Raw genomic sequence first — 24,469 nt, 5'->3', positions numbered from 1 at the left:
TGTTGTTGGTGTTAGTGGATTTGGATCTGTGGTGTCTGGATTCCCATCATTGTCATCATCTAAATCGGTTATATCTGAAATACCATCGCCATCATTGTCTGCTTGAATCGTAATGGTTACCGTTTCTGTTCTACAAACTGACGGGTCTACTGTTGTATTACAAACAATATAGTCTACCGTTACTGTAGTTCCTGCTTCGCCAGAAGCTGGACTGTAGCTCATCTCACCAGTAGTTCCATCAAAGGTTATTGTTCCTTGTGCTGTTCCTGTTCCTGCATCCACTATTGTTGTGTTTGCATCTGGTATAAAATCATCATTTGCTAAGACATTGATAGTTCCTGTTGTCCCTTCAACTACCGTTAACGCATCTGGTGCTGTTGTTGGTGTTTTAGGATTTGGATCTGTGGTGTCTGGATTCCCATCATTATCATCATCTAAATCTTCACTGTCAGGAGTACCGTCACCATCAGTATCATCATCATCTAAATAATCTGGTATGTTATCATTATCTTCATTATCATCTGTAAAGTCTCCATTGTTATTGTTGTCTTCATCTTCCGTTGGAACTCCATCATTATCATCATCGGTATCTAAGTAATTTGGAATAGTATCTCCATCTGAATCATCGTTAGTCGGATTTCCATCTGCAGTTACAACGTCTTCATCTTTTGTATCAATTCCATCTCCATCATCATCTACGTCTTGGAAGTTTGGTGTACCATCATTATCTGTGTCTAACGGAGTATAATTTAACGTTCCGCTATCTGCAGGATTTTCAACTCCATCAAATAAACCATTCGTTCCTGAACCTACATCTGCTCCATCAATTCTACCATCATTATCTGCGTCTAGTTGACCATGACCCCCTTCAATAACATCGTTTACACCATCTCCATCTGCATCTAAATCTAACCTGTCTACGATTCCGTCATTGTCTGTGTCTCTGTTTGGATCTCCATTTTCTTCTACTGAATCTGGAATTCCATCATTATCATCATCTAAATCAACACTATCTGTTATACCATCACCGTCTGAATCTAAGAATTCTCTATAATCAACTTCAGTTGTAGCTGGATTTTCTAAATCTGGCAAATCTGATGCTCCATTATCCTGATCATCATTCGAGTCAATTAGTCCCCCTAAAGTATTTACATCATCATAAGCATCTAAGAGTCCGTCTACATCTGCGTCATTATTGTTCGTTGCTGCAGTAAAACCAGCTTCTTTAGTGTCACTTAACCCATCATTATCTGAATCTGTCTCTAAATAATCTGGACGTCTATCTGAATCTGAATCTGTTGGACTAAGCCCTAAGCTTTCATTAACTCCTGTAGCTGCGTCATAAGCGTCTAATAAACCATCCATATCTGCATCTGCAGTTCCCGGCATAATGTAGCCTACTGTTGTTTGTGCTTCTACGTTATCTGGTATTCCATCATTATCACTATCAATATCTTTATCGTCTGATCTACCATCACCATCACTATCTACACCATCATTTACAACAAACACAGGGAAAGTTCCTGGTCCAGAGTTTTCAAAAGCTCCATTTGTTTGTGACGGGGAATTAGAAGTTGTGTTTCCTTCAAATAATCCGTTGATTGCACATCCAGAGAATAATACAGAACCTAGATTTGTATTTGACGTTGCTGAAAGTAGTTCTGCAGAGAAACGAATATTAAATACTGATGAGTTGTAGTACCCGAAGAACGTTGCCAATCTTGGCGACAAATCTACTCCAGCATAGGTATCATCAGGTCCTTGGAAGGTTACTAAACCTGTTGCAGGATTTTCTGTTACGTTTAATAGCGTTTGACTATCTGTTACATACAATCCTGGTCTGGATAGAATTACCGATTCTCTTGCATTTGCTCCGTCAATATCATAAATAACTCCGCTAAATCTACTGATGTTATAAATTGTATTGGTATTATCATTAACCAATACTACTTTAAACGCCATTTCTGCTTTATTATTTGTTGGTGTTGGCACCGTGTATTCTGGTTGCCATGCATCTGAACTACCTGTCGTTGAATTATCAATAGTTATTAGAGTTGCACCTCCAACAATGTCTGTAATTTCAATTATTGCATCTAAAATTCCACCTGTACCACCAAAACCGGTTACGTCTACTACATTTTCGAAACGATATTTTGCTCCGAGAGAACCAGAACCTGCTGTTCCTGTTCCTGTAATATAAGTTGGGTTTTTAAAACTTACTTTAGGGAAGAAACAATTTGGATCATTTGGATTTCCTGATGGTTGGAATCCTAAAGATTCTATATAATCTAAAATTCCATCATTATCATCATCAATATCCACATTATCGTTGATTCCGTCTCCATCTGTGTCTACTGCTACTCCAAAGGTTACATTGTCTCTAAAATCTACTTCTGCCGTACTTGGATCTTGATCATTAGGGAAGTTTGTTACCTCTTGATCATTATTCGACGCTGCTTTAGGATCTGCTGGTCCGTTAGGGTTTAGGTCGAAATTATCATCTAACCCATCATTATCTGTGTCATTTCCAGAAGCTACTGTTTCTGCAATTCCATCTGCGTCGGTGTCATAAGCTTCAACAGTGTCTAAAAGACCATCTCCATCGGAATCAATGTCTGTATAATCTGGAGGGTCAACACCATCTGTATTTAATGGGAAAGCAATTGGTATTCCAGAACCTGGTGCAGTTTCATAACTATCTGCCAAACCATTACCATCTGTATCTGCTTCTGGAGCTAAATATCCCAGTGTTGTTTGCCATTCTATATTGTCAATAATACCGTCGTTGTCTGAATCAATATCTATATAATTAGGTAGCGTGTCTGAATCTGAGTTTAGAAGCGTAACTGGTGTACCACCGTTATCCACATCATAGGCATCATCAATACCATCTTGATCTGTATCTTTTCCAGAGGCAGCATTAAAAGCTAATGAATTTTGAGATTCTATATTGTCTATAATTCCATCATTATCTGAATCGATATCTACACAATTAGGAATACCATCTCCATCTGTATCAACTACCACTAGTGGTGTTGTTGCCGTTGCATCATCTAACCCATCATTGTCTGCATCTGTAAAGCCATCTACTTTTCCATCTCCGTTTGCGTCAACTCCACCTGCTTCTAAAATATCTAAAATTCCATCGTTATCACTATCTAAATCAAACTGGTCAATAATTCCATCACCATCTTTATCAAAAGCATCATCTACTCCATCATTATTCGCATCTACACCAATAGTATCTGGGTCTAAGTAATTTAGAATTCCATCGTTATCGATATCTCCTAATGGATTGCCTCCATTATTTTCTGCGACATCTGCAATACCATCATTGTCATCATCTAAATCTGTAGCATCATCTACCCCATCACCGTCATTATCTGGTGAAACTGTAATTCTTATTGAAGCCACGTTAGAGATTAGCCCTAAATTATCTTTAACTGTATAATTTACAACCACTGTACCTGTATAAGTTGCTACAGGTGTAAATGTTACATTACCTGCTACATCAACTGTATATGTTCCTACATTAATGATGGTTAATGGTGTAGTAGCATTACCAGTATTTGACGCATTATTCGGGTCAATTAAAGTAATTGTACTTGCATCTACTGTTCCGTCTATATCGCTATCGTTACCAGTGATTGTTGGTAAAGTGACAGCTACGTTTTGTACAGTTGATGAAACATCGTTCACGGCAACTGGTGCATCATTCTGCTCAGTTACAGTAATATCTAATGATGATGTTGCATTATCAACACCGTCACTAACAACGTATGTTATTTGTGGCACTGCTCCTGTGTAATCTAGTGCCGGATTAAATGTGTAACTACCATCAGAATTAATTGTCAATACGCCTTCTGTTAAGGTTACAGTGGTTCCGGCTGGGTAGCTAGTTCCGTTGACTGTAAACTCTAACAATGTTAATGGTGTACCGTCAGCATCTGTATCATTCTTTAATAATCCATTTGTGGCATTTACACTCAATAAAGTATCCTCTTGTATGGTGTTTGTATCTGCAACTGCAACTGGAACATCATTTACTGAAGTCACCGTAATTGCTATTGTAGCCACATTAGACAATACTCCTTCATTATCTTTTACCGTATACTCTACATTGGCTGGGCCGTTATAATTCGCTAGAGGGCTAAAGGTTACATTTCCTAAAGCATCAACAGTATATGTACCAACTCCTGGAATTACCAATGGTGTTGTTGAATTACCTGTATTTGTTGCATCATCAGAATCAATCAAAGTAATAGTGCTTGCGTCTACTGCGGTGTCATCCGAATCATTTGCTGTGATTGTTGGAATCGTTACCGCGGTGTCCTCATTCGTTATATTTCCTGAATCGTTAACGGCTACTGGTGCATCGTTGATACCCGTTACCGTAAGATCTAAAGTATTAGTTGTGTTTAGTGCACCATCACTCACTGTATAACTGACTTGTGGTACTGAACCTGTAAAGTCTAATGCAGGATTGAATGTATAACTACCATCTGAATTAATTGTTAATACCCCTTCTGCTATTGTCACTGCTGTTCCTATTGGATAAGTTGTTCCTTCAATAGTGAAGCCAGTTACTGTTAATGGAGTGCCTTCTACATCTGATGCACCTGACAATAAACCATTTGTTGCATTTACAGTTAATAAAGTATCTTCTTGTGTTGAATTGATTTTTGCAACCGCTACTGGTGCATCATTTACTGGAATAACAGAAATTGCTATTGTAGCCACATTAGACAATACTCCTTCATTATCTTTTACCGTATACTCTACATTGGCTGGGCCGTTATAGTTCGCTAGAGGAGTAAAGGTTACATTTCCTAAAGCATCAACAGTATATGTACCAACTCCTGGAATTACCAATGGTGTTGTTGAATTACCTGTATTTGTTGCGTCATCAGGATCAATCAAAGTAATAGTGCTTGCGTCTACTGCGGTGTCATCCGAATCATTTGCTGTGATTGTTGGAATCGTTACCGCGGTGTCCTCATTCGTTGTATTTCCTGAATCGGTAACGGCTACTGGTGCATCGTTGATACCCGTTACCGTAAGATCTAAAGTACTTGTGGTCGTTAACGTACCGTCACTTACTGTAAAACTTACTTGTGGTACTGAACCTGTAAAGTCTAATGCAGGATTGAATGTATAACTACCATCTGAATTAATCGTCAATACACCTTCTGCTAAAGCTACTGCTGTTCCTATTGGATAGGTTGTGCCTCCAACAGTAAAGCCAGTTACAGTTAATGGCGTGCCTTCTACATCTGATGCATCTGATAATAATCCGTTTGCTGCATTTACAGTTAATAAAGTATCTTCTTGTGTTAAGTTGGTTTTTGCAACCGCTACTGGTGCATCATTTACTGGAATAACCGTAATTGCTATTGTAGCCACATTGTCTGTCAATGCACCTTCATTATCTTTTACTGTATAGTCTACATTGGCTGGACCATTATAGTTTGCCACAGGGATAAATGTTACATTTCCTAAGGTATCAACAGTATATGTACCAACTCCTGAAATTACTAACGGAGTGTTTGAATTACCTCTATTAAAGTCATCGTTTGGATCTATTAATATGATTGTACTTGCATCTACGCTTCCGTCATCGGTATCATTTGCTGTAATTGTTGTAATCGTTATCGCTGTATCTTCGTTGGTTACATTTCCTGGATCATTTACGGCTACTGGTGCATCATTAACTCCAGTTACGGTTAAATCTAAGGTGCTCGTTACACTAACAACACCGTCAAAAACAGTATAGGTTACTTGTGGTACTGTACCAATATAATCTTGTGCTGGATTAAACACATAGCTACCGTCGCCATTAATGGTTAACGTTCCTTCGGTAAAGATTGCTGTTTCGCCAGCAGAATATGTTATTCCGTTAATTTCAAATTTAGTTATCGGTAATGTAGTTCCGTCCGCATCACTATCATTAGACAATAATCCATTGGCTGCATTTAGATTCAAAGGAGTATCTTCTTGTGTTGAATTGGTATCTGGGTTCAATACAGGTGCATCGTTAACCGAACTAACTTGTATATTGAATGTGTTTGTAGAAGTAGCAGTAGTTGTGCCATCTGAAATGGTATAATTAATAACTGGTACTGCACCATTATAATTTGTTGTAGGAATAAACACATAACTACCATCAGCGTTAATGGTTATCATTCCTTCTGTAAGACTTACTGTGTCTCCAGCATTATAATTAACACCCTTAATTTGGAACTTAGTTATTGTCAGCGTATCTCCTGCGTTTGGATCAGTATCATTACTTAATAGTCCATTTGTAGCATTTACTGTTAATGTAGTGTCTTCAGTAATAAAATTGGTATCTGAATTCGCCATTGGTGGAAATAATGATTTAGGAACACTTACGGTAACTATAGCCGTATCACATAAACCATCTCCATCACAGACCTGATAAACAAAGGTATCCGACCCGCTGTTAAAGCTACTATTAGGTGTATATGTAATTGTTCCATCTCCATTTATTTGTACAGTTCCGTTTGTTGGCTGCGTAATAATTGAACTTACGGTAAGAGTATCTCCATCTACATCTGAATCATTTGGTAATACTCGAATAATTACTGAAACTCCAGGATCTGTTGCCGCAATATCATCCGTAGCGACTGGTTGATCATTAACTGGGTTTACCGTTATTGTTAGTGTGCTATTAGATAAATTTGAATTATCTGTAGCAGTATATACCGTCGGTAATGTTCCACTAAAGTTTTCTGTTGGCGTAAATACATAACTACCATCTGAATTAATTTGTAAAGTTCCTTCTGGTAATGTTACAACAGTACCCGCTGGATACGTTACCCCGCCAACCGTAAATTCACTTAACGTGATTGGGTCTCCATCTGGATCTACATCATTTGCCAATATCCCATTTGCAGCGTCTATATTTAGTGGTGTATCTTCATCAACATCAATTTCATCAGGCATCGAAACCGGTGAATCATTAACTGGTATTACTGTAATACTTAACGTGCTACTTGCTGTACCTCCATTACCATCACTAATTGTGTATGTAATAACTGGCAAGTCGCCATTATAATTAGCCGCTGGAGTAAACACGTAACTACCATCAGCATTTATTCTAATTACACCTTCATCTATCGTAATGTCTACACCTACTTGTGGGTTAGTTACGCCTGGAATTGCTATTGCAGTAACCGTTAAATCATCACCTTCTACATCAGTATCAAACTTTAATAAGCCTTCTGCAGCTGATACTGTTAATGGAGTATCTTCATTTGTTGAATTCACATCTGCTACTGCTACTGGATTGTCATTTACCGCAGTTACTGTAATGTCTAAAGTGCTTGTCGCGGTATTTGTTCCATCACTTACTCTGTAGGTAACCTGAGGAACAGGGCCAAAATAGTTTGATGCTGGGGTAAACCTATAGCTACCATCTGCCTTAATACGCAAAACACCTTCTGTTAAATTTGCTGTATCTCCTGATGAATAGGTAGTTCCATCAACCGCAAATGTGGTTACAGATAATAAATTATTCTCTGTATCGGTATCATTGGACAATAAACCTGCTGTTGCATCTACAATTAGTACCGTATCCTCATCTGTTGTCCCTTCATCCAATTTTGCTAAGGGTGCATCATTGATTGGTTTTATTGTTAATGTCAAAGTACTACTTGCACTGCCTCCTTTACCGTCACTAATTGAATAGGTAATCACTGGAACCGCTTCGTTGTAATTCTCCGCTGGTGTAAATACATAACTACCATCTGCATTTATTCTAATTACACCTTCGTCTATTGTAATGTCTGTGTTTATTTGTGGATTGGTTACTCCTGGAATAGCTATCGCAGTAACTGTTAAATCATCGCCTTCTACATCAGTATCATTACTTAATAAACCGTTGGTAGCAGAAACTGTTAATGGGGTATCTTCATTCGTTGAATTAACATCTTTTACTGCTACTGGATTGTCATTTACCGCAGTTACTGTAATATCTAAGGTACTTGTCGCGGTATTTGTTCCGTCACTTATTCTATAGGTAACCTGAGGAATAGGGCCAAAATAGTTTAAAGCTGGGGTAAACTTATAGCTACCATCTGCTTTAATACGCAAAACACCTTCTGTTAAATTGGCAGTGTCTCCTGAAGAATGCGTTATTCCATTAACCGTAAATGCTGTTACCGATAACAAATTGTTTTCGATATCCGTATCGTTAGACAATAAACCATCTGTAGCAAGTACATCTAGTACCGTGTCTTCTGCTGTAGAATTCTCATCCAAGTTTGCCACAGGTGCATCATTAATTGGTTTTATTGTTAACGTTAACGTGCTATTTGCTGTGCCTCCATTACCATCACTTATGGAATAAGTAATTACTGGAACCGCTTCATTGTAGTTCGCTGCTGGTGTAAAGACATAACTTCCATCAGCATTTATTCTAATTACACCTTCGTCTATTGTAATATCTGTGTTTATAGAAGGTAAAATGGCTCCTGGAATAGCTATCGCAGTAACCGTTAAATTATCGCCTTCTACATCGGTATCATTATTTAATAAACCGTTGGTAGCAGATACCGTTAGTGGAGTATCTTCATTCGTTGAGTTCACATCTGCGTTTGCTACTGGGTTGTCATTTACCGAGGTTATTGCAATGTCTAAAGTACTTGTAGAGGTATTTGTCCCGTCTGTAACCGTATAGCTTATTTGAGGGATAGGTCCATTATAATTCAGTGCTGGAGTAAATGTATAACTCCCTTCAGAATTGATAGTAATTGTTCCTTTGCCTGTTAAATTTACTGTAGTTCCTGCTGGGTATGTTATTCCATTTATGGTAAATTGAGTTACAGACAACAGATTATTCTCTGCATCTGTATCGTTGGCCAATAATCCAGCCGCAGCATCTACGTCTAATACAGTATCTTCATCTGTTGTACCCATATCTACTTTAGCTACTGGCGCATCGTTGATTGGTTTCACGGTTAGTGTTAAAGTGCTACTTGCCGTACCTCCTTTACCATCACTAATTGTATATGTAATTACTGGAATTGCTCCATTATAATTAGCTGCAGGAGTAAACACATAACTACCATCGGTATTTATTCTAATTACACCTTCGCTTATCGTTATGTCTGTGTTTATTTGTGGATTGGTTACCCCTGGAATAGCTATCGCAGTAACTGTTAAATCATCACCTTCTACATCTGTATCAAACTTTAATAAGCCGTTCGTTGCGGATACTATTAATTGAGTGTCTTCATTCGTTGAATTGACATCTGCCACCGCTACTGGACTGTCGTTTACGGCAGTCACTTCAATATCTAAAGTGCCTGTTACTTTAGCCGTCCCATCTGATACCGTATACATTACCTGAGGCACAAAACCATTAAAGTTAGGTGCTGGAGTAAATATATAACTACCATCTGCACTAATTTTTAAAGTCCCCTCTGTAAGATTGGCAACAGCTCCTGCTGTATATGAAGACCCATTAATTTCAAATTTCATGATGGTTAATGGATCTGCGTCTACATCTGAATCATTACTCAATAATCCATTTGTAGCATCGACATCTAACTGCGTGTCTTCTGCAGTTGTTGTTGTTTCTGATGCTACTACTGGAATGTCGTTCACAGCTGTGACTGTAATTCCAATCTTTGCCATGTTAGAGGTTAATGGTGTTGTACCATCATCATCTTGTATTGTATAATTAATATCCGCTGTGCCATTAAAGTTGAGTACTGGTGTAAAGGTTACATTTCCTAAATTATCAACAGTATAGGTTCCCACTTTATCAATTACCAAAGGCGCACCAGTTTGACCTGTGTTTGAGAAGTTACTTGGGTCTATTAAAATTATAGTTGCTGGGGCTACTGCACCATCATCTGTATCATTAGCTCCAATAGTTGCAATCGTTATTGGATTATCTTCTTGAATTGTATTATTCAAATCGTCTATAGCTACTGGTGCATCATTTATACTATTAACAGTTATTATTAAAGTACTCGTTACTTCTTCTATAGCATCTGTTAAGGTGTATGTTATTGTTGGTACAATACCATTGAAATCTGGTGAAGGAGTAAAAGAATAACTACCATCACTTTGAACATTTAAAGTCCCTTCATCTAAATTGATTGCAGTACCTGTGGCATAAGTTGTAGTTCCTATTAAAAGTTGTGTAATTGATAGTACATCACCATCGATATCTATATCATTATTTTTTATTATTCCGTTTGCTTCATTGACAACTAAAGAAGTATCTTCATCTACAGAAGCTACATCTGGGTTAGCCACTGGCGCATCGTTAATTGGCTCAACTATTATAATTAGTGTGCTTGATGCATTTGGCGTACCTGTGCTATCTGTAATTGTGTAGGTAATGGTAGGTAAGGTTCCGTTGTAATTGATTGCAGGTGTATATGAATAATCTCCACCAGAATTTAACACAAAGGTTCCCCCATTTATTGTTGTTGAAGTTCCTGCATTAAATGTTCCCCCATTTACGGTATAACTCACAACAGTAATTGCATCTAAGTTACCGTCTGTATCGTTACTTAAAACACCATTTGCTGCGTTCACTTCTAATTTGATTTCCTCGTTTGTATTTCCACTATCGCTATTCGCTATTGGAGAAAAAGCAGATTGAGGAACAGCAATTGTTACTACTGCGGTATCTGTACCTCCTTTTCCATCAGAAATTTCATAGGTAAAAGTATCTGTACCATTGTTAAACCCAGATTGAGGTGTATAAGTAATAGTACCGTTTGCATTTACTACTGCAGTACCTTTTGTTGGTGCTACTGTTATATTGCTAACTGTAAGTGGGTCTTTATCTATATCTGAATCGTTACTTAAAACTGGTATTGCAACCGGAGTTAGTGGGTCTGTAGAAACACTTTCATCTTGTGCTACAGGATTATCGTTTATTGGATTAACCGTTATTTTTAATGTAGCGCTTGATGAGTTATTACCATCTGTAACAGTGTAAGTAATTGTTGGAACAATTCCGTTAAAGTCTGTTGCTGGAACAAAAGTATAACTACCGTCAGAATTTATGGTTAAAGTCCCTGAAGTTAAAGTTACAGTTGTCCCTTTAGTATATGTAGTTCCGTTTACTGAAAATTCAGATACTGAAAGCGTATCTCCATCTATGTCCGAAGCGTTCATTAATAATCCATCTGCAGCAGCTACTGTTAAAGGATTGTCTTCATCTACATCGTTTACCTCAGCAACTACTGTTGGTGCGTCATTAATTGGATTAACTGTAATAGTTAAGGTACTTGTTACTGGGTCTATACCATCGGTAACAGTGTAAGTTGCTACAGGGAAAATTCCGTTAAAATTTGTTGCTGGAATAAACGTATAACTACCATTTGAGTTTACTTTTAAACTTCCTTCTGTAAGACTCGCTGTTTCTCCTGCTAAGTATGAAGTTCCATTTACAGCAAACCCAGATATGGTTAACATATCACCATCCACATCTACATCGTTTTTTAACAATGCTTTTTCATCTGTTACTGCAACTGATAAGTTCGTGTCTTCGTTTGTGAAGTTGGTATCTGCATTTGCGACAGGTGCATCATTTACTTTTTGTACTGTTAAGTTTAGCGTACTATTCGCCGTGTTAACACCATCTGAAATTGTATAACTTATTTGTGGCACAATACCATTAAAATTTAATTTAGGGGTAAATGTGTAACTCCCGTCTGTATTGATTACTATAACACCTGCTGCTATCGTAACTGTTGATCCTGCTGTATATGTAGTCCCATTTATGGTGAATTGAGTTACCGTTAATGGATTGTTTTCTACATCTGTGTCATCCGCTAACAACCCATCACCTGGACCAACTTCAAGAGCTACATCTTCTTTTGTTGAATTTGTATTTGAATTCGCTATTGGTGCATCATTAGTAGCAGTAACTGTGATTTTTAGAATTGCTGACGCTGTTAATAAACCATCTGTAATTCTATAGTTGATGTCTTGAACAATTCCAAAGAAGTTTAATTTTGGTGTAAAAATATAACTTCCGTCAGCGTTTAATTTGAGAGTTCCTTCTGCAATACTTGCCGTTGCACCTACATTATAATTTACTCCATTAATTGTGAATCTATTTACAGTTATCACGTCTTTCTCTCCAACTGTTTTTAGTTCATTATCAACATCTGAATCATTGCTTAAAACACCATTAGTTGCATTGACATTTAATTGGGTGTCTTCAATCGTAGATTTCTGATCTACCACAGCTGTTGGAGCGTCATTGATTGCATTGACTTTTATATCTAATGTGCTATTCGATGTATTGTCTCCATCTGTGATAGTGTACGATATTTGTGGTACCTGCCCATTAAAATTATTTGCTGGCACAAAAATATAACCTCCATCTGCATTGATGGTTAAGACACCTTCGTCAAGAGTAATTGTTGTTCCAGAAGTATATGTTGTTTCATTAACTCTAAAACTAGTTACTGTTAAAACATCACCATCTACATCTGTATCGTTATCTAGTAAGCCTTTCCCAGAACCTGCATTTGCTGTTAAGGTTTCATCTTCATCTATTTCGTTGGTATCTAATACTGCGGTTGGCATATCGTTCACCGATGTCACTTCTATTGTCAAAGTACTTGAAGCCGTTAAATTTCCGTCAGAAATGGTATAGGTAATTTGTGGAACAAAACCAAAGAAATTGTCTGCTGGAACGTAAGTGTAACTTCCATTTGCGTTTAACTTAATAGTCCCTTCAGCTATTGATGCCGTTGTTCCTGCAGGATAAGTAACTGTACCTATTTTGAATAGCGTTACGTTTAATAAAGCATTATCTACATCTTCATCGTTGGATAATACACCATTAGTTGCATTCACTGTTAAAGTTACATCTTCGTTGGTTTTTCCAAGATCTGCTTTCGCCACTGGCGCATCATTTACTGCTGTTATGGTTAATGTTAAGGTCTCATTTGCCGAGTTAACACCGTCTGAAGCGGTATAAATAATTTCGGGAATAGCACCTGTATAATCTGTTGCTGGAATAAAAGTATAACTACCATCTGCATTAATGGTTATAATTCCTGCTGCATCTAAAGTAACTGTTGTGCCTTCTTGATAACTCATTCCTTCTACTGAGAATTCAGTTACCGATAATAAGTCTTTATCGACATCTGAGTCGTTATCCAATAACCCCTTACCAGAAGCTGCACTTACTATTAAGGTTACGTCTTCAGTTACTTGATTGTTGTCTGCCACCACTACTGGAGCATCGTTGATTTCTTGTACTATAATTTTTAGTATTGCGGTATCTGTTAAATCACCATCACTAACGGTATATGTTATATCTGAAACTGTTCCATTAAAATCTGCGGCTGGCGTAAAAACGTAACTACCATTTGCATTTAATTTTAAAGTTCCTTCATTTATTGTTGCTGTATTTCCTGCGGTATACGTTGTTGTTCCTATTACAAATTGTGTTACATTTAACACTGTATTATCTACGTCTTCATCATTTGATAAGACACCATTAGTTGCATTCACCGTTAAAGTTACATCTTCGTTGGTTTCTCCAAGATCTGATTTCGCTACTGGCGCATCATTTACTGCTGTTATGGTTAATGTTAAAGTCCCATTTGCAGAATTTGTATCATCTGAAGCGGTATAAATAATTTCTGGAATATTACCATCAAAATCTTTCGCTGGGATAAAGGTATAGCTACCATCTGCGTTAATGGTTATGGTTCCTGCTGCATCTAAATTGACAGTTGTTCCTGCCGTATAACTCATTCCCTCTACCGAGAATTCAGTTACCGATAATAAATCTTTATCAACATCTGTATCATTATCCAATAATCCTTTACCAGAACCTGCACTTACTACTAAGTTTACATCTTCGGTTACCTCATTGTCATCTACCACCACAACTGGAGCATCATTAATTGGCTCTACTATAATTTTTAGTAATGCGGTATCTGTTAAGTCACCATCACTAACAGTGTATGTTACATTTACATCTGAAACTAACTTATTAAAGTTTGCAGTTGGTTTATAAACATAACTTCCATCTGTATTTAATTTTAAAGTTCCTTCATCTAAAATTGCTGTCTCTCCTGCATTATAAGTAGTTGTTCCAATTACAAATTGTGTTACACTTAGTGCATTTAAAGCGGTATTATCTACGTCTGTATCGTTCTTCAATACACCATTGGCTGCATTGACTGTTAAATTTACATCTTCATTAGTTGTCCCTAAATCCCCATTCGCTACAGGAGCGTCATTTACTGAATCTAAGGTTAAGGTTAAAGTTTCATTTAGTGAAATCTCACCATCTGTAGCCGTGTAGGTAACTTCTGGAATAACACCATCAAAATCTGCTGCTGGTGCAAAAGTGTAACTTCCATCTGCATTGATTGTTATAGCTCCTGCTTCATTTAGCGTTACTGTTGTTCCTGACGTATAACTTGTTCCTTCTACCAAGAATTTTGTTATGCTTAGTTGATCTGCATCAATATCTGAATCATTGTCCAACAACCCTTTACCAGAATCTGCAACTACGTTTAAAGTTTCGTCCTCGGTAACCACATTGTCATCTGCCATTAGTACAGGAGCATCGTTAATTGATTCTACTATGATGCTTAATGTACTTGATGCATTTGCTGAAGCAGTACCGTCACTAATCGTATATGCTATTACTGTTACCGGACCGAAAAAATTTGGGTTGGGTATAAAAGTATAACTACCATTTTCATTCAAAGTTAATTTTCCTTCTGCAAGAGTGGCTTGGTCTCCTGCTGTATAAGTTGTTGTACGATCTGTAAAAGATAATACCGTCAAAGGATCTAAATTACCATCTGTGTCATTTTGTAGTACTCCATTTGCAGCACTTACTATTAAGTCTTTATCTTCATCTGTTTTCTTTACATCTTCGTTCGCCACAGGTGCAAATTGTGAAATAGGCACAGTTACGTTAACTAGCGCTATATCACATAATCCACTTCCGTCACAAACTTCGTATTCAAAGCTATCAGAACCGTTATCAAAACCTGAGTTAGGTGTATATCTTATTGTTCCGTTTGAATTGATCAATACTGTTCCGTTTGTCGGATTGGTAACGATTCTGCTTACCGACAAAATATCACCTGTGTCAATGTCTGTATCGTTATTTAACACTGGGATATTAATCGCAATATCTGGATCTGTACCAGCTACATCATCTACAGCAACAGGAGCATCATTTACTGGCTTCACATTGATGTTGAATGTATTGCTTGCAGTTGTTTTACCATCTGAAATTGTGTAAGAAATTGTTGGTACATTTCCGTTAAAATTTTCCGTTTGAACAAAGGTGTAACTACCGTCTCCATTAATAGTTAGTGTCCCTGTTGCTAAAGATATTGGAGTATTTATAGCATATTCTGTTCCAGCAATACTAAATTTTGTTACTGTTAAAAGGTCTCCATCTGCATCTGTATCTCCATTTAATAACCCTGCTGCCGCTACAACAGTTAAAGTTCCATCCTCATTAGTAATACCTACATCTGCTGTGGCTACTGGTGCGTCATTTACTGGGGTTACATTAATATTTAAAGTACTGCTTGCGCTACCACCCTTACCATCACTTATGCTATAAGTGATTGTTGGTACTGCTCCATTAAAGTTTGAAGCGGGTACAAAAGTGTAACTACCATCACTTCTAATAGTTAAAGTCCCTTCTGTAAGGCTTTCTGCTGTTTCTAAAGTGAATGTTTTTGTTTCTCCATCTACTGTGTATCCTGAAACTACTAAAACATCTTTAGTTCCAACTCCTCCATCGATGTCACTCGCTTCACTTAACAAACCAGCAGTGTCTACTACCGTTAATGTAGTGTCTTCATTGGTTACTTTTGCGTAGGGTGCCACTACCGGATTATCATTGATTGGATTTACCGTTATCGTTAACGTACTGTTCTTTGTTGTGGTTCCATCATTTACCGTGTAGGTAATTACAGGTACTTCTCCATTAAAATCATCTGCTGGCACAAACATATAACTACCGTCTCCATTAATCGTTAGTGTCCCTGTTGCTAAAGAGATTGGGGTATTGATAGCATATTCTGTTCCGCCAATTCTGAACTTTGTTACCGTTAAAGTATTTCCATCTGCATCGCTATCATTACTTAACAACCCTGTTGTTGGTGTCGCTGCAACAGTTAAGGTTTCATCTTCATCAATATTACCTGTATCTGCCATAAGTACTGGCGCGTCATTTACTGGGGTTACATTAATATTTAAAGTACTGCTTGCGCTACCATCCTTACCATCACTTATACTGTAGGTGATTGTTGGTACTGCACCATTAAAGTTTGAAGCGGGTACAAAAGTGTAACTACCATCACTTCTGATGGTTATCGTACCCTCTGTAATGCTTTCTGCTGTTCCTAAAGTAAATGTTTTTATTTCTCCAGCAACTGTATATCCTGAAACTACTAAAACATCTTTAGTTCCAACACCTCCATCAATATCACTCGCTTCACTCAACAAACCAGCAGTGTCTGCTATCGTTAATGTAGTGTCTTCATTGGTTACTTTTGTGTAGGGTGTCGCTACCGGATTATCATTGATTGGATTTACCGTTATCGTTAACGTACTGTTCTTTGTAGTAGTTCCATCACTTACCGTATAGGTAATTACAGGTACTTCTCCATTAAAATCATCTGCAGGTACAAAGTTATAACTACCGTCTCCATTAATCGTTAGTATTCCGGAAGCTAAAGAGATTGGGGTGTTGATAGCGTATTCTGTTCCGCCAACTCTGAATTTTGTTACTGTTAAAGTATTTCCATCTGCATCGGTATCATTACTCAATAAACCATCTGCCTCTAGAACAGTTAAGGTTTCATCTTCATCAATATTACCAGTATCTGCCATAAGTACTGGTGCATCATTTACTGGGGTTACATTAATATTTAAAGTACTGCTTGCGCTACCTCCTTTACCATCGCTTATACTGTAGGTGATGGTTGGTACTGCACCATTAAAGTTTGAAGCGGGTACAAAAGTGTAACTACCATCACTTCTAATAGTTAAAGTCCCTTCTGTAAGGCTTTCTGCTGTTTCTAAAGTGAATGATCTTGTTTCTCCTGCTACTGTGTATCCTGAAACTACTAAAACATCTTTAGTTCCAACTCCTCCATCGATGTCACTCGCTTCACTCAACAAACCAGCTGTGTCAGCTACCGTTAACGTAGTATCTTCATTGGTTACTATTGTGTAGGGTGCTGCTACTGGATTGTCATTGACTGGGTTTACTGTTATGGTTAGTGTACTGTTCTTTGTTGTGGTTCCATCACTTACCGTATAGGTAATTACGGGTACTTCTCCATTGAAATCATCAGCTGGAACAAAGGTATAACTACCGTTTCCATTAACCGTTAGTGTTCCTGTTGCTAAAGATATTGGGGTGTTGATAGCGTATTCTGTTCCGCCAACTCTGAATTTTGTTACTGTTAAAGTATTTCCATCTGCATCGGTATCATTACTCAATAAACCATCTGCTTCTAGAACAGTTAAGGTTTCATCCTCATCAATATTACCTGTATCTGCCATAAGTACTGGCGCGTCATTTACTGGGGTTACATTAATATTTAAAGTACTGCTTGCACTACCTCCTTTACCATCACTTATGCTATAAGTGATTGTTGGTACCGCTCCATTAAAGTTCGAAGTAGGTACAAAAGTGTAACTACCATCACTTCTAATGGTTATCGTACCCTCTGTAATGCTTTCTGCTGTTCCTAAAGTAAATGTTTTTATTTCTCCAGCAACTGTATATCCTGAAACTACTAAAACATCTTTAGTTCCAACACCTCCATCAATATCACTCGCTTCACTTAACAAACCAGCAGTGTCTACTACCGTTAATGTAGTATCTTCATTGGTTACTTTTGTGTAGGGTGCCGCTACCGGATTATCATTGATTGGATTTACCGTTATCGTTAATGTACTGTTCTTTGTAGTAGTTCCATCACTTACCGTATAGGTAATTACAGGTACTTCTCCATCAAAATTGTCTGCTGGCACAAAACTATAGCTACCATCGTCATTAATAGTTACTATTCCTACTCCTGAAATATTGATAGGTGTTCCCACTGTTGGATTAGTCACTCCTGGTATTGATAATGCTGTAATTGTTAGTGGGTTTCCATCTGAATCTGAGTCATTTGATAATAATCCTCCTGCTGCATCTAGAGATAAACTTCCATCTTCATCAACATTTCCTGTGTCTGCTGTTAGTGCTGGAGCATCATTTACTGGTGTTACAAAAATATCTAATAAAGCAACGTTAGAAACTAATCCTTCGTTATCTTTTATGGTGTAATTAATATCTGCAGATCCATTGAAGTTTTGTACTGGAGTAAATGTTACTTCTCCAAATTCATCAACTGCATAGGTACCCACATTTGTTATAACTAATGGTGTATTTGAATTACCTGTATTGGCAGTATTACTTGGATCTATTAAAATGATTGTTTTTGGATCTATAGTGCCATCCACATCGGTGTCATTTGCACCTATCGTAGAAATTGTTAGTACCGCATCTTCTAATACTGTTCCTGAATCTGTATTTGCAACTGGTGCATCATTAACAGAGTTTACCGTAATACTAATTGTTGCTTGATTGGATGTTAAATTGCTATTGTCTTTTATGGTGTACTTAATATTAGCACTTCCGTTATAGTTTAGAACAGGTGTAAATGTTACATTTCCTAAAGGATCAACAGTATATGAACCCACTCCAGAAATCACCAAAGGTGTTCCTGTTTGTCCTGTGTTCGCCCCATTATTAGGATCAATTAAAATAATTGTTGAAGGATCAACATTCCCTTCTACATCGGTATCGTTGGCACCAATTGTAGAAACTGTAACTGCAGTATCTTCATCTGTTTCTGCAGGATTGATTGGATCATCATTCCCAACAGGCGGATTGTTTTGAACCGTTAGTTTTGCTGGCGGTGTAGATGGGGTAAAACAAGCATAATCTGACTTAGAAACAACTACTTGATATTGATTGTTGTTTTCTGAAGTTGATAAATTTGAAATGGTTAATGTACGAGTTGTAGCTCCAGAATATATCCCTCCATTTGAAATGTCTGTAAAAGAAGTTCCTCCATCTGTACTTACTTGCCATATGAATACAGTTCCCGTAGAGTTTACGTCAAAACTTGCACTTCCTCCTATAAATCCCGATTGATCTGATGGTTGATTGGTAATAATCACTGGAGATCCAGCTGTAGTTACATTTGTATTGGCATCTGCTTCTGTATAAGCCGATGAAGTTCCGGTAACTCTACCATTTGTACCAACACCTGTTCCTTGAACTTGACCTGCCTTTGTTGTACTCTCTGTATAATTGGCCTCTCTCACATCTGGACAAGAATCGTTATCTGAATCTGTATCTTGATGGTTTGGAATTCCGTCTGCATCTGTATCAAAAGTAGCTACGATTCCATTTGCATTTAGGGTACCATAATCTGCATCTTTATAGTTTGGTGTTCCGTCATTGTCTGCATCCAAATCTGGATTGTTATTGTCTGGTGTTTCTGCGGTGTCTAAAATTCCGTCGTTATCGTCATCTTCATCTAAAGCATCTGCAACACCATCGTTATCAGCATCAAAAATATCTCTATAATCAACGTCTCCACCAGTATTTACATCATTATCTTCATCTAAAGAATTATCTGCTTGCGTATCATCTAAACTTCCATTGACGTCTGCATAGGTATCACCGTTGTCAAAATTGTTATCTAAACCATTATTTCCAACAGAAGTATCTGTCTTTCCATCTCCATTAGTGTCTGCCGAAGCATGGTTAAATTCAACAATGTCTTTAACAGTGTCATTATCTGAATCTAAATCTATATAATCTGGGTTGTCTGTACCGTCTGTATTGACTGGAGCAATTGCTGTCCCAGAATTATTTTTATCATAGGCATTATCTAAACCATCTTTGTTTGTATCTGTAAAAGTTGCTGATGGTGCAATGTAACCTAAAGTAGATTGTGCTTCTACATTATCTGGAATCGTATCATTGTCTGAATCTAAATCTAAATAGTTTTTCTTCCCGTCTAGATCTGTATCTGGTATGGTTAATGGAGTTCCTCCTGTAGAAGGATCTAACGCATCTGCCAAACCATCTGAATCTGAATCGTTTGTAGTACCCAAACCGAATCTACCATCTCCATCTGAATCTGTTCCTCCCGCTTCAATAGCATCTACAATTCCATCATTGTCAGAATCTACATCTAAAAAGTCTTTAACAGTATCTGAATCTGTATCTGGTAATGTTAAGTTTGAAGTTGTACTTGTTCCTGTGGTTGCTGTGTCTGGTGATACAGCCAATGGAATACCTTTACTGTTAACATCTGTAGCTGTTAATGTTAATGTTCCTGTACCTGGTTGTCCATTTCCATCAGGATCATCTGTTCCTCCAGCTTCTGTATAGTCTGGAATACCATCGCCATCTGAATCTAAATCGAAATAATTCGGAATACCATCACCGTCAGAATCTGTTGGGTTTGTTCTTGGATCACCATCATCTGTTCCTCTGTCTTCATCTGTATCTAAAATACCATCATTATCATCATCTAAATCTACCGTATCATTTATGCCATCACCATCATTATCTTGTGTCGAAGATTCACGCCAATCTCTATCTCCACCAGATGGATCTAAATCTGGTTGTGAAGTTGGTGCTTGATTCCCGTTAGTGCCATTATTTGCAGTTCCTGTTCCTGAAACTAAATCAAAAATATCTGCTAAACCGTCTCCATCTGCATCTGCGAACGTATCTAAAACACCATCATTGTTTGCATCATCTATTGTATTGTCAATATTATTTTCTCTAATGTCATTAATACCATCATTTTCTGCATCTGTATCTGCATAATCAGGTGCAGAACCACCATCTGTATTTGTATACCCAATACCTATACCTTCAATTTGATTTACATCATAAGCATTATCTAAACCATCACCGTCTGAATCTACTCCTGTTGGAGCAATATATTGTGTGGTTGATTGCCCTTCGATATTATCTATAATTCCGTCATTATCAATGTCTATATCTAAATAGTTTTTTACACCATCGCCATCTCTGTCTTGATTAAATCCAAAACCACCTAATATATTTCCTCCAAAATCTGGATCATTGGTATCTGCTAAACCATCTGCATCTGAATCTGCAGGAGTTCCTGTACCTACAATTCCGTCATTTTCTCCATCTGAAACTTGGAAGTTCCCCTCGAAAGTATCTGGTAATCCATCACCATCTGAGTCTAAATCTAAATAGTTTGGTAAAGCATCTGTATCTGAATTTAAAAAAGTTGGAAACGTAGTTTCCGCATCCATTGTGTCATGCCAACCATTATTGTCTGTATCTACTAAACCATCTACAATACCATCATTATTGATATCATTATAGGTCGCATTATTTGAAAACGCTTCTGCTGTATCTGAAATACCATCGTTATCAGAATCTCGATCTAAAAAGTCAAATAAGTTTGCGTTGATGTCTGAATTGGCATCTGTATTTCTTACCGTATAATTTGGGGTTCCACTATCTGTTGCTGTTTCTAAATTGTCTGCAAAACCGTTGGTTCCAAAAGTAGCGGTGTCTACCAATCCGTTATTATCTGAATCGACTAAACCTGCTTCTAAAATATCTGGAATGGCATCATTATCTGCATCTAAATCTAAATGATTTGGAATGCCGTCACTATCAAAATCGAAACTATCTACAATGGTATCTGAATTGGCATCAGCACCAAAATCTGTATCTAAATAATTTGGTGTACCATCTGAATCTGCATCCGCATTTGGATTTAATCCGTTTGATTCTACGGTATCTAAAATTCCGTCATTATCATCATCTAGATCTGAAACATCTGCGACACCATCTGAATCTGAATCTACATTAATGGTAATGGTTAATGTTGAACTATCTGCACCTCCGTTTGTATCAGAAATAGTATAAGTGGTTACAGGTACAGCCCCAAAATAATTTGCGTTTGGTGCAAAGGTGTAACTACCGTCTGAATTTATTTGTAATGTTCCAACACCAGCAATCGTAGCAGTGTCTACTGAATTATAGGTTGTTGCGTCTCCATTAATTGTAAAATTTGTTACAGAAAGGGTATTTGCATCTACATCAGAATCGTTTGTTAACAAACCGTTAGCCGCCGCAACTGTTAAGATGTCATTTTCTGTTAAAGTATTTGTATCTGCATTTGCAACTGGAGCATCATTTACCGCAAAAACAGTTATATCTAACGTTGCTTGATTTGAAGTAAAACCACTATTATCATTAATGGTATATTTAATATCTGCTGCACCAGCGAAGTTTTGAACTGCTGTAAACGTTACATTTCCATTAGTATCCACTGTATAAGTTCCCACATTTGCAATTACTAATGGTGTGGAAGAATTTCCTGTATTAGCTGCGTTGTTTGGGTCGATTAAAATAATGGTTGCTGGTACTACATTGCCATCTACATCAGTATCATTTGCTCCAATGGTTGCAATATTGATAACGGTATCCTCGTTTCCTGATCCCGAATCATTATTTGCAACAGGTAAATCGTTAACTGCATTTATGTTAATGTCTGTTGTTCCTGTAACTGGTGCTGCGATGCCGTCTGAAACTGTGTAGGTAAAATCTCCTGCATCATCTGTTTCATTATAATCTGTTGGTGCATCATATACAAGACCCGTTAATTCTACAGAAGTTATCATTGCACCGTCTAAAACGATATCTCCATTTGCTTTTTTAACGACTCCTAAAGTTGGTAAACCTGTTACTATAATTGTTAATGCATTACCATCTGTATCTGTTGGTGCTGTTAGCGCTAAAGAAGTTCCTGTAGTTTCTTCATCTACCGTTATTGTAGAATTGTCTGCAACTGGTGCTTCGTTTGTAAATACAGTAAGTGTTGCTGCATCTGAAATTGTAGTACAAGCGTAATCTGTCTTAGAGATTACTACTCTAAACTGATAATTATTTTGTGCAAGTGTTGCTCCTGTAATTTCTAAAGTATTGGTTGTTGTACCACCATAAACGGTTGAATTTGTCAAATTCGAGAAAGATGTTCCTCCATTGGTACTTACTTGCCATTGAAACACATTTCCTGTAGAAGTTACAGAAAAAGTAGTATTTGCACCTACCAAGATATTTTTATTGGTTGGTTGTGAAGATACTGTTGCTGGTGTTCCTACCGTAGAAACATTTGAATTTGTACCTGTGTAAGCCGTTGCAAAACCTGTTACTTTACCATCTGTAGTATTGTAACCTGTTCCTTGTACCTCTCCTAGTTTTGTTGTGCTTTCTTTATGACCTGCTTCTGTTACATCAAAACAACCATCTGCATCGGTATCTGTATCAAACTGATCTATTTTCCCGTCTTGGTCAATATCAAAACGATCATCTATGGTGTCTGAATTGGCATCTGTAAAACCAGCAATACTAGGATCTTTGTAATCTAAAATACCATTACTATTTGTGTCAACAATTGGATCACCACTAATTGCATTTTCTGCGGTATCCAAAATTCCGTCGTTATCATCATCTAAATCACAACCATCTGCAACACCATCACCATCATTATCATCTGCATCATTGAAGCCATTACATTTATCAACAGAATCTAAAACACCATCCTTATCGGCATCTCCATCAACTTCAACAAGAATTGTTGCGGAATCACAATTAGAGGTGTTGGTGTTTTCACATATCTTATAGGTGATTGTATAGGTACCTGTTGCTGAATTTGCGGGTATATTTACATCTCCATTTGCACTAATTGTAACTCCTGTTAAACCTCCATCTGAAAGAATTGAGATTGTAATATCTGCATCTGTTACAGCAACATTATTTAGTAAATCGTTTGTTGTTGAATCACCAGCTATTCCGCCAGTAATTCCATTTACGATTGTTCCAGAAAAATCATCATTAACTGCATCTATATCATTTAAAGCCAAAACGCTAGCAAAAGAAATATCATCTTCATGAACATCTTCTGTATGTACGTAGGTTTGAGCTGTTGTAATTTCTGTACTTGTAAAGCTAAATGTATTTTGAATATTACCTGCGGTAACGTTTGCTGTTGTAATTGTGTAAGTACCTTTGTAAACCCAACACTCTTTTGGGTCTAAAATATTATTTGTATTGGTGTCTCCACTATCTAGCGTAAGTGCTACATTTAAGGAATTTACAAACACCACATTTGTTAACGATACTGCATCAGTATTGCTTACATACGCAAAATAGTTAATTACATCGCCTGCATTATCTGTACCTTCTGGTGTTGTGGTATTGGTTAAAATGGTGACTGATTGTCCGTAAGAGACACCAGAAATGAAACCAATAGCCATCATCAAAACAAAACTTTTTGTTTTTCTTGTAATGCTATTCTTTAAGTTGAAAATTGAGTGCATATTTTTCATCTTTATATAGGGTATC

Annotated in this window: 1 protein-coding gene; it reads right to left on the bottom strand. The window is 37.3% G+C overall.

Going from position 1 to position 24,469, the window contains the following annotated elements; translation table 11 throughout:
* The coding region (locus Q0998_RS17780; RefSeq protein WP_299672318.1) for a tandem-95 repeat protein at window positions 1-24,444 on the bottom strand (24,444 nt) is incomplete at its 3' end.
* Window positions 24,445-24,469: the final 25 nt, after the last annotated feature.

Source organism: uncultured Polaribacter sp., from assembly GCF_947501385.1.
Lineage (GTDB): Bacteria > Bacteroidota > Bacteroidia > Flavobacteriales > Flavobacteriaceae > Polaribacter.
Note: the sequence above shows the minus strand (reverse complement) of the source record. Positions and strands in the feature narration are given on the sequence as shown.